Source organism: Mesotoga sp. H07pep.5.4 (genome assembly GCF_003664935.1).
GTDB lineage: Bacteria > Thermotogota > Thermotogae > Petrotogales > Kosmotogaceae > Mesotoga > Mesotoga prima.
The window spans coordinates 127,722-143,376 of the sequence record NZ_JFHM01000011.1 but is presented as its reverse complement, the minus strand read 5'-3'; the positions used below and the strand labels follow the sequence as shown (position 1 = coordinate 143,376).

The window sequence follows — 15,655 nt, the reverse complement described above, 5'->3', positions numbered from 1 at the left end:
GCTCTTAAAGATTGTATCATCGGTCTCTGAAGTTGACAACAGAGGCGGCATATGGTAACATTTATTAGCAGTCTATAGGAGGGAGTGCTAAGTGTCTAGAAGACGTACGGGTGGTCCAGAACTTAACCCGAGGCAGATAAGAGTGCTTTACTGCATCTCAAGAGAATACATCTCTTCTGGAAAACCTGTTAGTTCTAAGCAGGTTTTGGAGCACTCTAATCTCAAGTTTAGTTCTGCTACGGTAAGAAATGACATGCGAAAACTGGAGTTTCTTGGATATATCTACCAGCCACATACTTCGTCAGGTAGAGTTTTGACAGATAAGGGGTTCAGATTTTATCTTGATTCAGTCAAGACTATTACTGAAGACCTTCAGGAGAGTAATGTGGCTATTGCAATAAGGCGCACCAGCTTTGTCGGAGATATCGAGCATCTATTGCAGGGAATGACGAGGATTCTTGCACGAGCTGTATCGGGCTTTGTCGTCATCGAAAAGCCTAAGTTAGATAAACTTGTAGTTAACAGCGTTTCGATTTCAAGGATTACCAAGGGCTATCTCAACGTTTCGATAGTCACGGATCTTGGTGTAAGCCTCAATACAACAGTTTTTGTCGGCCCGGCCGAATTCGATATCGATAATTTCCAAAGGTATGTGAATCTGGCCGTTGTGGGAAAGACCATTGGTGAAATCAGAAATGGAATCAAGCACGTCGAACTTAGATATGACGAATGGCACGATAAGAGACTTCAGGATATTATAAGTTTTTTGCAGAGCATTTTCGATAAGGAAAATGAAGAGAAGTACTACAGATACGGCCTTGAGTTCATCATTGCAAATGAACACCTCGATTCGTCCGATGTATCGGGTTTGGTAAGATCCGTGGAGAATCCGAAAAATCTTGAGATGCTACTGAGCTCCTTCGGTGACGTTGACGAAAACATGGTCTTCATAGGTGATGAAGTGGGCAGAGACGAACTCAAGAATTTCGCTCTATTTGTCTCTCCCTATTCAAGAAAAGACGAAAAGATTGGAAATATCTTCGTCATTTCACCAAAGTTGACCTACTATGAAAAAATAAACGCATACTTGAGCTTTTCGATCAATAGATTATCAGAAGTTTTTTCGAATAGATAGGAGGAATGCAAAATGATAGATGAGAAGAACAAGAAGAATCCGGAAAGTATCGATAATGAAGAAGTGGTCAAAGAAGAACGAAATGCTGCTAGACTTCATGAATCTGATGAACTTGAAAATATTGCTGGAGCAGGGACTGGCGAAAAAGTCGGTGAGGGAAGTGAAGTGAGAGAAAAAGTTATGGAGGATAATGAAGTCCTTGACAAATCTGAGAAATCTGAAATAGACGAATCAAAAGCTCTGAGAGATGAGATCAAAAACCTGAAGGACGAAAACGCACGGCTCAGAGCGGAATTTATAAATTACAGAAATGCTCTGGTTCGTGAATCGGAGGAAAGCATAAGGAGATACAGAGAGAAGATTATTGTTCGACTGATAGAGATCTATGACAATTTGAGCCGCGCGCTGGAAACCCCCGACAATTCGAAGAAGAGTCTCATTTCCGGTATAAAGCTAATCCACAAGTCAGTTGAACGGCTTATGTTTGATGAGGGGCTTTCAGTGATTATGCCTGAAGTAGGCAAGCCCTTTGATCCCTTTTCTCACGAAGTAGAGGGAACGATCTCTTCAAATGATGTTCCGGACATGGCCGTATATAATGTCATAGAACGAGGATACAATTTGAATGGCAAGGTTCTCAAGCCTGCTAGAGTGGTTGTTGCAGTAAACGACTCTTCCGAATCTTAATGAGAGCCTTCGGTGGTGATGTAGATGGCTCAATCTAGAAAAGACTATTATGAGATTCTTGGAGTCTCCAGGAATGCCTCTGACGATGACATAAGGAAGGCATACAGGAGACTTGTCAAGGAGTGGCATCCCGATGCCTACAAAGGTAGCAACAAGAAGGATGCCGAAGCAAAATTCAAGGAAATACAGGAGGCTTACGAAGTCCTCTCCGACAAGGAAAAGAGGGCCATGTTCGATCGCTTTGGCTATGTTGGTGACGCCGCTGCAAATCCTCGAGGCTCGGGAAGAACGCCGGGAAGTACCGGAGGAAGCTTCGACGATGTCTTTGGTGATTTCCAGGATGTGTTCGATGTGTTTTTCGGAGGAAGCAGGTCTGGAGGCAGCTCCAAAACACAAGGGCCAAGAGCTGTAAGAGGAGAGGACATTCATGCTTCCGTTGTGATCGATTTGAAAGATGTGATTCTTGGAAAGAAGGTAATACTGGAATACGACAGAAACAAGGTCTGCCAAAGCTGCAAAGGAACCGGTGCTGAAGGCGGGACAAGTTTCAAAACCTGTCCAACCTGTAACGGAACCGGTTACGTCAAAGAGGAACATAGATCTTTCTTCGGAATGTTCAGCAATACCCATGTCTGCAACACATGCAATGGTTCTGGAAGAATAATCGACAAGCGCTGTAGTGTGTGCGGCGGAAGAGGTTATGAAAAAGAAAGGCACCAGGTAAGCGTGACGATTCCCGCAGGCGTAGAGAACGGGGCTACTCTGAGAATCGGTGGTCACGGGAACGCTGGACAGAACGGCGGTCCATATGGCGATCTATATGTCAGTGTAAGGGTTGAAATGCCTTCGGAGTTTAGACGAAGCGGAAACGACCTCTATGTGAGCAAGGAGATAGATTACGTTGAGGCAGCACTTGGAACTACTTTAGAGATTTCACTTCCCGAAGGGGGAACGGAGATACTTAGAATCCCGGCGGGAACGAGTCCTAATACCGTCTTCAGGATGAAAAATCTCGGTGTTCCCAGCGTGTCTGGCGGAAGACGAGGTGACCTTCTTGTGACGGTCAGAGTAAATATAAGCAAGCCTTCAAGCAAGGAGAAGAGACTTCTTGAGCAGATTGCAAAAGTAAAGAATTCGAGGGTCGTAGAGTGAAGTGAGTAGGAAGACCTTTATAGATTATTTCCTGATAACCGTCGGTTCAATACTGACAGCCATGTCTATAGTTTCCTTTATGGTCCCGAATAACATTATTGCCGGTGGGGTGAGCGGCCTGGCAATAATAGTTTACAGAGTTTTCGGCCTATGGGTGGGAGCCCAGATGTTTGTTTACAACATCGTTCTCTTTCTGCTGGCCTTTGTCACTCTGGGCGTGGGTTTTGGGATGAAGTCGATCTACTCGGCCGTCCTGATGTCATTGACCGTCGATCTGCTGCAGAAACTGAGTTTTCCCGTGTTTGATGCTTCTTCGACTCAGGATGGATTTCTGCTCGTAGCAATCTACGGCGGGGTAATCGCCGGGGCGGGAATGGGGCTAGTCTTGTGGCGCGGTGCTTCTACCGGCGGTACCGACATTGTTGCAATGATTCTCTCTAAGTACCTGGGGTTCAGCACCGGCACCGGTTTGCTGATAAGCGATTCACTTATCACACTTCTAGCGGTTGTGGTTTTCGGACCGATAGCTGCCATGTACGGGATTATCACCATCTTTACAACCAGTAAGACTATAGACGGGATAATTGAAGGCATTGGAAACACTAGAACGGCATTCGTTATTAGCAAAGAAAGTGAAGCGATTAAAGAGAAAGTGATCAACGAAATGGAACGCGGAACGACAATGATCAAAGCTACAGGAGGTTTCTCAGGAGAAGATAGACCGGTTCTCATGGTTTCGATAAGGCGAAGAGAAATCGGGCAGTTGCGGCACATTGTCAAGACTACCGACAGGCGGGCCTTTGTGATAGTGGTGAATAACTCAGAAGTCTTCGGCGAAGGCTTCAAGGATCTCAGTTGAGGCATGCTGTGAAATACATCTGTTTTGACACATCTTCAAGAACGCTTCTACTTTCTGCCGTCAGCAATGCGGCAGAGATGGATATCAGATGCCGTGACATTGATAGATACGGTTCTATGCTAGCCGTAATAATCAGACAAGCCATTGAAAATCTCAAGATCGATGTGTCTGAACTGGAATTTATAGGAGTTGGAATAGGCCCCGGTTCTCTCACAGGTTTGAGGGTGGGAATCTCGACGGCAAAGGGTCTCGCATTTCCCCACGGTATTCCAGCCGTACCATTCAATTCCTTGGATGTGCTAGCCAAAACAGTTGATAGTGACAGATATCTGATCTTGAGAAAAGCAAGGGAAGACCATTACTACTGGAGGGAGTACAAAAGAGGATTGCCTGTCGGTGAGACTAGATTCAGCAATACAGGGATGCTCAAATCGAAGATCGAGCTGCCGACTATGGAGCTTTTCTTTGACGGCGAGATCGATCCGGCATTTGAAGACTTCAGATGTAGCCTGGTGAAGAATTACGATCCCTCTTCAATGAGGGAGATAGTTCTGGACACGTATGCTTCGGGTAATCAAGTTAGCTGTTCGGATCTTGCGCCGATATATCTGCAGAAATCAATAGCCGAAATCAACTGGGAGAAGCGAAGTAACGAGAAAGAGTCTTAGGGTTTTCTCAGGAGGATCAGCGGGACGTACATCTCCTCCTTCGCTAAACCCCCATGCCTTCCCTTGAGAGAGTGTTCCTGCCCAGTATACTTGAAGCATAGAGAAGAGTTCCCCTTGGAAACCGTTATCAATTCACCTCTCCTCTTTCTGAAGACACTGTTGAGAGGTTTTCCAAAGAGCTTTATCTCATCGAGTCCCGACGGTTCAATAATCTCAAGTGCATCACCAAACTGCCGCTCCATTTTCCTTTTCGTTTTCTCACCGTCATATGAGTAGATATATGACATCCTTTGCTCGCCACCGGGCATTGAGTACATCTCTTCGAAGAGATCATCGAATTTCGACCACCATATTTCTTGTTCCCAGGGAGTCTCTATTTGGCCGTGATCAGCGGTAATGAAGAAAGCCGTATTGCGTTCGGCTATGTCTTCGAAAAACTCTTCTATTGCTGAAATAACAGTGGCAGTTTCAGATGTGTAAGATAGGGAATTCGGTCCGTACCTGTGGCCGTAAGTATCTATTAATCCCCAGTAGACCAGTGTAACGCTGGCAATCTCTTCCGAGAGAAGAACCGTTCTCAGTTCCTCAAACATATCGCCGAGGCCGTGGACACCCCGTGCTATGCCGCCCCGTGAATGCATCCTTGTGAGACCTGTGTTGACAAAGCTTTTCGAAGTGAGATGATAACCTCTTACTCCGACTTCTTTGAGCAATTCGAAGATCGTGGGGTTGGGATTGTACTTCAGGGGATCGAATCCAAGTCTGGTCAGGTTATCTCGGTCTTGGGTGTACGGGGCTAGCTCAATCATGTTGACCAGTCCACCGTACTCAGGGACATTCAGAAGATAGCCAAGTACTCCGTGTTCTCCGGGTGGTGTTGCAGTGAATATCGATGTAAGTGCAGTGGCAGTTGTGGAAGGAAAGACGGAGGTTAAAATTCGGATATCTTTCTGGTTGAAATATTTGAAGCTTTTCTTCTCCAGTACCTTAATTAGATTGTAGTATCCCACCGCATCAATAATAAAGACTACTACTTTGTCTATTCCCTCAAGGCTGAGCCCATTATCCTTCAAAGAGTATGTATTGACGCCCTGAGGAATGTCGGCGTCAAAATGTTCCAGAATTGCGGCTGAGAAATTGACTATCGAGCTCCCGTCGTATCGAGGAAAGTTCAGCTCCATTGAAACTCCTTTCTATCAAGGGTAGACAACTCCGGTACGGAGCGATCTCTACTCCCTACTCCTTATCAACCATCACAATTCGTCAATTCTGTTCATCAATGTTGGCTCAATGAAATTATATACGACCACTTGTTCAACGAACAAAAAAACGAAAACCTCTTTGAACAAACTTTCGAAAAGACTCATTCTCAAAAGAGCCCACCCCGCTCGATAAAGCGGATGGGCTCCGAAAGAGCGATAGCCTTGAGAAATCTATGAAATAACAATCGAAAAAGCAGTCTTTACTCCTTAACTCCGCCCTGAGTAAGACCACCTACGATGTAATCCTGAAGAACGAGGAAGAAAATTACCATGGGAACCGCGCCAATCAGCGCAGCAGCCGTAAATGGACCCCAGCTTGTTTCGAATCTTCCAGAAAACTGCCAGAGACCAACTGCGTATGTCCACTTATTCATATCCTGCAGTAGTATTCTGGCGATCAGATACTCGTTGAAGATATTCATGAATGTAAGTATTGCAACTACAGCAAGAATTGGTCTTGCAAGGGGCAGGATTACCTTTGTGAAGGCCTGGAACTTCGTTGCTCCATCTATCATGGCAGCCTCTTCCAGAGAATTCGAGATGGTATCGTAGTAACCTTTGATAAGCCAGATATTGAAAGCTATCCCACCGGAATACGCGAAGATCAGGCCGCCAAGCGTGTTGAGCCCCAGAAATGGAATCAAGCTCCCAATGAACTGAAGAAGAGCGTAAAGTGCGACCATGAACATTATCGTCGGGAACATCTGAATCAAGAGCAACCCTAGAAGGCCCTGTTTCCTCCCACGGAACCTCATCCTGCTGAAAGGATAGGCCGCGAGAGCGGCAACGGCGACACTTATCAAAGAAACGGAAAGGGCAACAATCACCGAATTCAGAAGCCACCTCACGAAATAGAAGTAGGTGCTCTCCTTCTGGACCCATATCTGATTGGCCCTGAAAAGGGCTTTGTCGATCTCCCTCAATTCTCCATCGTAAGATGCCGAGTAAGAGGCTGGTTTCTCTATCAAGTCTGATATTAGCCTGGAAGCACGTTGGTACCTCGCATTGACCTGCTGAAAGAGCGAATTATAGGTTTCCTGCATCGTTCCGAAGTCGTCTAGCGTCACAGTCGTACCTAAAAATCTAAGGTCGATATAATAGTTCACCTTTGAACTCAGTTCTTCTTTCATATCTCTCATGGTTGAAATTAACTGGTTCAACAAAGCCGTTCCATCCCGCGCTTCTCTGTTCGCCCTGTCGAAGTCATCGTACCAACCAAGTGTTCTATAACGATTCGAAGCCCTTATCCCAAAGTACGTATCGAGAATATCCGTCGTCTTTGAGACATAAGCCCTTCCATCTTCAAGAGAGGCAATTTCTTCTTCAATCAGAGCCAGGGTAGATTTTATTCTTATGGATTCAAGTGCCATCAAGTATTCAGTCTGTGCTCTATCGGCCTCTTCTTTAAGCTCAGCAATTCTGCTGCTGAGTATTTCACCCCTCTCCTCAAGAGATTTCAGTTCTTCCCTCAAAGAGGTCGTGTTTTCCGAAACTTCGACGTACTCAGAAATGCTTGTCTCGAGAACTGGAAGAATCCTGGAAAGATTTGAAATAGCGATGTTTATTACATCGATCCCCTTTGACACCTCAGAGTTTCCCGAGGCATTGGCAAGGGCCTCTTTGTTATCGGAAAACCAGGCCATTTCTCCAAAAAGCTCTGAAAGACTAGAAGACAGCTCCTGAACATTCTGCATCTCCGCGAGCTGCTGTTGGAGAAGACCGATAGTCTTTCTTGCTGAGTCGACCTCATCCAGTGAACTCTTAAGCCTAGCTTCTGAAACAGCCGTGAACTCTTCGACTCCTTTTGAGATCACAATCTGCAAAGGGGGAATCAAGGCCGAAAGCTTTCTCTTTTCGGAAAGTATTGTGGGAAGCGCGACCTCAAACGAATCTTCCAGCTCCGCCAATGCAGATTCATAAGTTGCCAGTGCCTTTTGTACCGCTTCTTCATCTGCTTCTACTACGCCAAGTTCCTCGGTCGCGGAAGCATACTCATGATACTCTGGACCAAAAGCCTCTTCAGCGATCAAAGACAGGTCTTGGGAGACTTTTTCGGCTGCAGCTTCGACTTCTTTCCAGGCATCTCCTGCCGCCCTGAAGGAGTCGTAGAGCTTCGTTCTTACTCCGTTCAGCGCATCCTGCTCTGCCTGGGGCATCGTTGATTCCACATCTCGCAAATATCTGTTAATTACCCTGAGCCACTCTACTCTTCGCCATTCCGAGTAATCGATTGAAGAGAGTGATATGTAATTCTCTATCGACTCAAGAGATCTGACAACTTCGTCTTTATTCTCGAACTCCAGTTCTTTTATTGCGTCGAGCGTCTCGTCCCTATAGAGAAAGACATCTTCGTATAGCTTCCTGTACGTCTCCAAAGATTTCACTATGGGATCCGCTCTTTCACCTAACAAATCGATGTAGAAGGGATAAACTCCTTCGAGCGAAGGGGCAGTTGTCTCGAGGAGTTCGCCGACGGCGTAGGCCATCTTCACTTCGCTTAGTTCACCTATCTCCAGCAATCTCTCTTCAAACAGCGCTTTATCACGCAGTCTCACCTCGTTCATCTCACGAATGATCAAACTCTCTTTTTCTTTCAGCTCTTTTTCTATGGCTGAGGTTCCGTTCTCGATGGAAGCGACCATCTCTTCGCTTTCATTCATGAGCTCCTCAAACTTAACAAGATACCTCTCTACAGTCTTCTTGAGGTCCTCCTGACTTCTTCCTCTGTATTCACCAGTGGCATATGTGGCGCTTTGCAGATCAAGAATCAGTCTTCCTACACTCCTCTCTGGAAAAAGAAGATTTCTGTAGTGCTGAAAGGTAATCCTGCTTGAAAAAAGATTAGATGAAAAGGCTGCCTGATCTCTCCTAACAGATGTGCTCACAAGCCAGACCATCGGGAAAAGAACTACAACAACAACGACAATAAGAATTAAGTGTCTGATCCAGTATTTTCTTCTCTCAACGGCCATTATCTACTCACCTCTTCAAAGGAGCCGGAAAGTTTGAAGTTTATCCAGCTGAAACCTGCGACGATGATGAATATTAGTATCGATATGGCGCTCGCGAAACCGAAGTCTTGGCCTCTCCCCTCAAACGCGAGTTTGAACGTATACGAAATCAGAATATCCGTAGCCCCCGCCGGCGTTGAAGCTCCCACGATTGCAGGCCCACCCTGGGTTACTAGATAGATGCCGGTGAAGTTGTTGAAGTTGAACGCGAAGCTTCCGACGAGTAAAGGAGCAACGGTAACCATCAGAAGAGGAAAAGTGATCTTTCTGAATCTCTGAAATTTCGTGGCTCCATCTATTGAAGAGGCCTCATAGAACTCTTCCGGTATGCTTTGAAGAGCCCCCAGACTGACGGTCATCATGTAGGGAAATCCAAGCCATGTATTGACAAGCAGGACAGAAACCTTTGCCCAGAAGGCATCGTTCAACCACTTTATTGGTTCAAGGCCGAAGAGTCCCTGGACAATGAATCGGTTCAATACACCATAGGTCTCGTTGAAGAAACCATTTCGCCAGACTAGAGCAGATATGAATGCGGGAACCGCCCATGGAATAATGAGCAGAGTTCGATATATCTTCTTTCCCCTAAGTCTCTTGTCATTGAGCGTGATGGCAAGAGCCAATCCAATAGTGAAGGAAAAAAGAACGCTAAGACCAGCCCAGGTAAACGTCCAGCCGAATACTTGGAAGAAAGGTCCGCTGATCTTGGGATCCCTGAACATTCTCACAAAATTCCAGAAACCGACATCCGATATGTAACCCTCTACGGCGAACTCATTTCCGTTCTCGTCGATATCGTAGAAGAAGCCGCCCTCTTCCACGAGAGTCCTGTTTGTCTGACGGTTGTAAACTACCGTCTCCTGTACGGCCCTTCCCACATCGAAGGTAGTTTCCGTTCTCAACGCATACTTCCTCTCGGTTGTGGCAAAGGTTGTGTAAAGTGAGTTTGGGAACAGCCTCACTTGATTTCCTTCGCTGTCAGTAAACTCGGCATTCCGAAGCCAAATGCCTCTTATCTCACTGAAATAAAAGGGTGCATTCGGTCTCGTCGAGTCATCCTGAGGAGAGTAGAAATAGATAAACCGTTCACCGGAGGTTGCCCTGATTGCAAGAATCTTGTCGTCTGGTGATCGAGAGAGTGTGTAACTGATTCCGCCCGTGGAAAAACTGTCGGCCGATACCTGGACCATCTTGGCAGTTGCAAGTGTGATATTTCCTTCGGCATCTTTCGTTACTGGCTGAGGACGGGGCGCTGCATATAGAGCACCGGTTTCTTTGGACTTCAGAAGAGTAATGAACCTATCAGTCGGCTTGTAGTCATCAAGCTCAATGAAGATTGAAAACTCGAACTCCTCGGGGCTTTCAGAAATGTAGAAGTAGTCACTGAGAAGCTTCTGTATAGACTGCTGCCTAGTGAATAAATGGCCGGTACCGTAGTTTGTGAAGGCAGTTCTGAACGTGTAATACATTGGGTAAAGCGTAAGAATGAACAGCAGGATCATCGCGGGAATCATGTACCTGTAAGGATACCCCTTTGGATTCAGTGCAATAATATCGATCAACAAGGTTAGCACAATCATCGTAACCATAAGGCCGAAATTCCCGTCTGCAAAAAGCAGATACACGCTCCATAAGGAAAAGGCGTTGAATATTGCAAGAATGGCTAAAAAAAAGAGAAAGATTACAAATCGTTTTCTACTCAAGGTAATCCCTCCGGGCAATTAGAACTAGAGCGCGGGAAGTACCCGCGCTCAGCCTAACAAAATTTAGAGATGTGGATAAATCAAATATAGCAACTAATTTCCGATGCTGGTCTTTATCTTTTCAACCGCCGAATTGAAAGCGTTTTCAACGGTGTCTTGACCGTTGATGACTAGGCCAAGTGCATCAGCCATCGCTCCCCAAACGCTCGCCATTTCGGGAACATTAGGCATTGGGGTACCAACGGAAGCACTCTTCGAGAACTGGAGGACATCATAGAGCTCTGGCCCAGCATTTGCTTCAATGAAGGAAAAGACGTCCGCTCTGGCCGTTCCTCTTCTCTCTCCCAGGAACATACTATACTGGCCTTCGAAGCTACCTATGTAGTTTACCACAAACTCGGTCGCTTCAAGCTTATTCTTGGACTTGGCGTTAATCATGAATCCCTGAACTCCAACGAACGGCCTCGGAGTGGTTCCATCGTCAAATGTGATTTCGCTAAACGGAAGAATCGCGTAATCGATTCCTGCGTCACGATAGCTTGGAGTGGCCCAAATACCGTTCACTATAAAAGCAGCGAGCCCATCTTTGAAAAGCGAGTCCATCAGATTGTAGTTCGGTCCTGCGGGAATGAGGCCCTTGTCAAACCATGATTTTATCAACTTTCCACCGGCAATTGCGCCTTCGTTATTCAGTCCTATATCGGTTACGTCAAGACCATCTGCCGTTTCCTTGAAAATGTAGCCTCCTCTGCCCAGTATGAAAGGAGCAGAGTGATAGAAGTCGCCAGCGGTATAAATCAGACCTACGACTTCATCGTCTGATGCTTCGAGCGCCAACTCCTCGAGCTCAGATATTGTCTTTGGTTCTTCAAATACCAGGTCCTTGTTGTAAATTATCGCGATCGCTTCAATGGTGTAGGGAACACCGTATAGCTTACCCCCGTAGCTGAAGGCATCGAGAGCAACTTCGTAATATTGATCCGAGTCTGGAAGGAATGGGATCGGTTCAATAAGGCCGTTGATTGCGAGCTCTCCAACCCAGTCGTGGGCTCCAACGATTATGTCTGGTCCCTCGCCTGCGGGAGCAGCGGTTAGGAACTTAGGCTTTATATCCCCGAAGTTCACTTGTTGAATTTCCACCTGAATACCATAGTCGCTTTCGAAATCAGCCGCCAGTTTCTCAAGTGCCGGGATCTGGTTTTCTGAGGACCAAATAACAAGCTGTGCCCCTGCAAAAGACAAGAGCACGAATAGCATAAAAAGAACAGCTGTAAGCTTTTTCATCTTCAAAACCCTCCTTTGATAGAATAGGTGTACTGCCTGAATAAATTGTATCAGAAAGTTCCGTTTATTTTAAGATGTGTTACTGTGTCTACCACAGATAGAAGACGCCTTCATTCTCCGTGAAGGCGTCCATCCGTTCCTGATCTTCCCTAATCGATGATGATGGTGCTTCTTTCCAGGTAAAAATTGTTAATACTACGAATTAAACTGGATATACTGTTATTCCCTCTTTGAAATTCTTAGCGACATCGAAGTCGACTCTCAGAGAGTCATTGTATCTTTGAGTCAAAAACCTCTTCCCGACTTCCCCAAGCAGCAAATAGATAAGCAGATCTTCATCTCTATTGGCCAAGAGACCTAGTTCATTCCTGCCCTTCTCGACTTCTGGCTCTAGAGTGTCGCCCGGTCTATGCGAAATCGATTTCTCGTCACCCATCACCCGAGTCTTCAACGTGCTTTCGATCTCCGCGGGCGGCGAACCGTAGAAGCCTTTGATGTATCTTTCAACTTCCTTGGTTATAGTCTTGTATCTTTCATTGTTCATGACATTAAGAACGGCCTGAACACCTACTATTTGAGAGGTTGGTGTAACCAGGGGCGGATAACCCAAATCGGCGCGCACTCTGGGCACCTCTTCGAGTACCTCCTCGAATCTGTCACTCATATTTTGTGCCTTAAGCTGGTTGATCAGATTGGAGTACATGCCCCCGGGTATTTGATTTTCAAGAACGGATGTGTTTATAGTGAAACCGGCATCGGTTTCGCTATGGTTCTTACGAACGCGAACAAAATAATCGTTTATCTCTTTTAGCAGTACGTAATCCGGCTTGTCTGCAAGTCCCAAGTCGTGCAACGCCGTCCAGACACTCTCCACCCCGGGCTGTGAAGTTCCAAAGCCCATTGAAGAGGTTGCCGTATCGAGAATGTCTGCGCCGGCTTCGGCGCTCTTCAAATAGGTCATACCGGCAATGCCAGTAGTGAAGTGAGAATGAACTTCCAGCGGAATGGAGTGCCTTTTCTTGATCTCGCTTACGAGAGTCCATGCGGTTCCGGGTTTCAAGAGGCCGGCCATGTCTTTTATACAGAGTGAGTCTGCGCCAAGTTCTACCGCTTTGTCGGAAATCTCTACGAAGTATTCGACATTATGAACTGGGCTTGTTGTATAAGACATGGCTATCTGAAGGTGCATCCCGCTTTCCTTGACGGCCTTTGCCGCCTTCTCCAGGTTTCGGAAGTCATTAAGGGCATCGAAGATTCTCACTATATCGATTCCGTGTTTTGCCATGGTTCTCACAAACAATTCCACAACATCATCGGCATAGTTTCTGTAACCCAGGAGGTTCTGGCCCCTCAATAGCATCTGGAGCTTCGTTTCCTTGAATCTTTCCTTCAATATATCAAGTCTTTCCCATGGATCCTCGTTTAAGTATCGGACACATGAATCGAAGGTAGCCCCGCCCCACACCTCAACTGCGTGGTAGCCAACCCGATCAACAAGAGGAGCTATCTCCGCCAATTCGCCGGTAGTAAGCCTCGTAGCAAGAAGTGACTGGTGTGCGTCTCTCATCGTAGTATCAACGAAACAGACTTTTCGCAATTTCATGCCTCCTCTCTGTGTACTATACTATGATAGAGGAGTGATGTTATGCGATCAAATAAAAGAGATTACGAATTCGACATAATTGTTATAGGCGCCGGCCATGCAGGTATTGAAGCGGCTCTTGCCGGAGCCAGAATGGGTATGAAAACTCTTATTCTAAATATCAACCTTGATACGGTTGGATGGACGCCATGCAATCCCGCAATGGGTGGTCCTGCAAAGGGGATAGTTGTAAGAGAGATAGATGTTCTGGGAGGCGAGATAGCAAAGTCGACCGATCAGGCATCACTAAATATAAGAATTCTGAACACCAGTAAAGGTGCAGCGGTTAGGGCGTTGAGAGCTCAGGTCGACAAGATTAGGTACAGCCAGACAATGAAGAGAAGCATGGAAATGCAGGAGAATCTCTTCATACAGAGCGGAATAGTAAAGGCTATAGAAACTGAAAAGGGGAGCGTAAAAGGTGTCATCACCAATTTTGGCCTCAGATACTCTGCTCGCTCAGTAATTGTGGCTTCCGGCACTTTTCTTGGTGGAAAGATATTTATCGGGCCTCATGAATTTCCAGCCGGCAGACTTGGAGAGTTTCCGTCTACAGAGTTGACCGGCTCATTGCGGTCCATCGGTTTTGAAGTAAGGCGTTTCAAAACCGGCACACCGGCAAGAATTGCCGGAAGGTCCATCGACTTTGCTGAGATGGAGCGTCAGGGAACCTCCGAAACTCCGCTTTGTTTCTCACATTTCTCAGAACCGTACGTGCTGGAAGACGATCACCCTTGCTGGCTTACGAGAACGAACAAAGAGACCCATGACATTATAAAGAGAGATCTGCATTTTTCTCCGTTGTATGGAGACTTAAAACTCATCGATTCGAGAGGTCCACGTTACTGTCCATCAATCGAGGACAAGGTAATCAAGTTTTCCTCCAAAGACAGCCATCAACTTTTCGTCGAACCGGAGAGCGCTTACAGCAACGAGTACTATTTGAATGGTCTTTCAACGAGCTTACCTTACGAGACCCAGCTCGAAATGATAAGAACAATTCCAGGACTAAGCAGAGCAGAAATAGTACGACCGGCTTATGCAATTGAATACGACTACATTAACCCCACTCAACTTTACTCAACCCTGGAGAGTAAAGTAGTCGAGAATCTTTACTTTGCCGGCCAGGTTAATGGAACGAGCGGTTATGAAGAGGCGGCCGGTCAGGGACTTATCGCAGGAATAAATGCCTCGGCGAAACTATTGGGAGAGAAGCAGCTTGTGCTCAGCCGATCCGAGGCCTATATTGGAGTGATGATTGATGACCTTGTGACAAAAGGTGTCGATGAACCATATAGATTGCTGACTTCCAGGGCAGAGTATAGATTACTTCTCAGGCACGATAACGCTCATATTAGGCTTGCCGAGTACGGTTATAGATATGGGCTGGTGCCTGCCTGGTTTAAGGAAAGAGTAGACAGTCTGACCAGAGAAATAAAGACTCAGTTGATAAGGCTCCAGAAGATCAATGTCAGACCTTCGGAGGGCTTGAACGAGCTGCTCATCCGTAAGGGCAGTTCAAAAATCGATTCGCCTGTGAAGTTTTCTTCGCTGCTGAAGAGGGCCGGCATTGGTTACAGGGATATCTCCATGTTTGATCCAGAACCAATATTGGATGACGATGTTATCGGACAAGTTGAAATAGAAGTCAAGTACAGCGGCTACATCGACCGACTTAAGGCAGAAGTTAAGCGACTCGAAGAGGTCGAGGAGGATTTAATTCCCTCGACTATGGACTATGATGACGTATCAAATTTGTCAACCGAAGCAAGAGAAAAGCTGAAGAAGACCAAACCTTCATCTATTGGCCAAGCTATGAGAATACCCGGCCTCACACCCTCCGACATAATGAATCTTTCATTTCATCTCAAACATGAGGGGGAAAAATGAGCACCGAACGATGTCCGGTGCTTATCCCGATAGCAAGGTCTGTAACGTTTTCTCCAGATCTCTATGTTCAATAGACTTTCCGTCTTTCAGAAGGCAAAATGCGGCCTTTATTACAAGAACTCGAGGATACTTCACAGTCATTTCCTGAACCGGATCAGTAGATATCCGAAGACCCACAGAACTGCTGTTTAGCATTAAACCATCTCCTAAACCTCTTGACACAAGCCACGAGGAATATTATAATCAAATCTGTGTCTGGGCTCGTAGCTCAGTTTGGTTAGAGCTTCCGGCTCATAACCGGGCGGTCGGTGGTTCGACTCCACCCGAGCCCACCAGATGTGGCGGCTTTACGCCGCCTTTTT

12 protein-coding genes and 1 tRNA gene are annotated in these 15,655 nt (G+C 46.2%); 7 read left to right on the top strand and 6 right to left on the bottom strand.

From position 1 onward, the window contains the following. The first annotated feature begins 91 nt into the window (after window positions 1-91). The 5 genes from hrcA to tsaB are packed head-to-tail and all read left to right on the top strand — an operon-like array spanning window position 92 to window position 4,501. On the top strand, window positions 92-1,135 hold the full coding sequence (hrcA, locus tag Y696_RS07705) for a heat-inducible transcriptional repressor HrcA (RefSeq protein WP_121510161.1): 1,044 nt from the start codon (window positions 92-94) through the stop codon (window positions 1,133-1,135). Window positions 1,136-1,147: 12 nt separating this feature from the next. Beyond that, on the top strand, window positions 1,148-1,822 hold the full coding sequence (locus tag Y696_RS07700) for a nucleotide exchange factor GrpE (protein WP_121510160.1): 675 nt from the start codon (window positions 1,148-1,150) through the stop codon (window positions 1,820-1,822). Window positions 1,823-1,846: 24 nt separating this feature from the next. Next, complete coding sequence (gene dnaJ / locus Y696_RS07695) at window positions 1,847-2,974, top strand: molecular chaperone DnaJ (protein WP_099771444.1); 1,128 nt, start codon at window positions 1,847-1,849, stop codon at window positions 2,972-2,974. A 1-nt stretch (window position 2,975) separates the two neighbouring features. Further along, window positions 2,976-3,833, top strand: a complete 858-nt coding sequence (locus tag Y696_RS07690) for a YitT family protein (RefSeq protein WP_099771443.1) — start codon at window positions 2,976-2,978, stop codon at window positions 3,831-3,833. An 8-nt stretch (window positions 3,834-3,841) separates the two neighbouring features. Continuing rightward, window positions 3,842-4,501 (top strand): tRNA (adenosine(37)-N6)-threonylcarbamoyltransferase complex dimerization subunit type 1 TsaB, encoded by a 660-nt coding sequence (tsaB, locus tag Y696_RS07685; protein WP_099771442.1) that lies wholly within the window; start codon window positions 3,842-3,844, stop codon window positions 4,499-4,501. On the opposite strand, the gene Y696_RS07680 is transcribed toward tsaB, so the two are convergent. From Y696_RS07680 to Y696_RS07660, 5 genes are all read right to left on the bottom strand, one after another. Next, entirely contained in the window at window positions 4,498-5,682 is a 1,185-nt protein-coding gene (locus tag Y696_RS07680; RefSeq protein WP_099771441.1) for an alkaline phosphatase family protein, read from the bottom strand. The genes tsaB and Y696_RS07680 overlap by 4 nt on opposite strands. Window positions 5,683-5,963: 281 nt before the next feature. Further along, window positions 5,964-8,735, bottom strand: a complete 2,772-nt coding sequence (locus Y696_RS07675) for an ABC transporter permease subunit (RefSeq protein ID WP_121510159.1) — start codon at window positions 8,733-8,735, stop codon at window positions 5,964-5,966. Further along, window positions 8,735-10,477, bottom strand: a complete 1,743-nt coding sequence (locus Y696_RS07670) for an ABC transporter permease subunit (RefSeq protein ID WP_121510158.1) — start codon at window positions 10,475-10,477, stop codon at window positions 8,735-8,737. Before Y696_RS07670 ends, Y696_RS07675 begins: the two co-directional genes overlap by 1 nt. Before the next feature lie 93 nt (window positions 10,478-10,570). Further along, window positions 10,571-11,761: a maltose ABC transporter substrate-binding protein gene (locus tag Y696_RS07665; RefSeq protein WP_121510157.1), complete on the bottom strand. Its 1,191-nt coding sequence runs from the start codon at window positions 11,759-11,761 to the stop codon at window positions 10,571-10,573. Window positions 11,762-11,963: 202 nt separating this feature from the next. Further along, on the bottom strand, window positions 11,964-13,358 hold the full coding sequence (locus tag Y696_RS07660) for a pyruvate carboxylase subunit B (protein ID WP_121510156.1): 1,395 nt from the start codon (window positions 13,356-13,358) through the stop codon (window positions 11,964-11,966). A 48-nt stretch (window positions 13,359-13,406) separates the two neighbouring features. On the opposite strand from Y696_RS07660, the gene mnmG reads away from it, so the two are divergent. Beyond that, window positions 13,407-15,293, top strand: coding sequence for a tRNA uridine-5-carboxymethylaminomethyl(34) synthesis enzyme MnmG (gene mnmG, locus Y696_RS07655; protein WP_099771436.1), 1,887 nt, complete (start codon window positions 13,407-13,409; stop codon window positions 15,291-15,293). Between the two features lie 21 nt (window positions 15,294-15,314). On the opposite strand, the gene Y696_RS14030 is transcribed toward mnmG, so the two are convergent. Continuing rightward, complete coding sequence (locus tag Y696_RS14030; protein ID WP_006487012.1) at window positions 15,315-15,488, bottom strand: hypothetical protein; 174 nt, start codon at window positions 15,486-15,488, stop codon at window positions 15,315-15,317. Window positions 15,489-15,550: 62 nt separating this feature from the next. On the opposite strand from Y696_RS14030, the gene Y696_RS07650 reads away from it, so the two are divergent. Then, window positions 15,551-15,628, top strand: a tRNA-Ile gene (locus Y696_RS07650). Window positions 15,629-15,655: the final 27 nt, after the last annotated feature.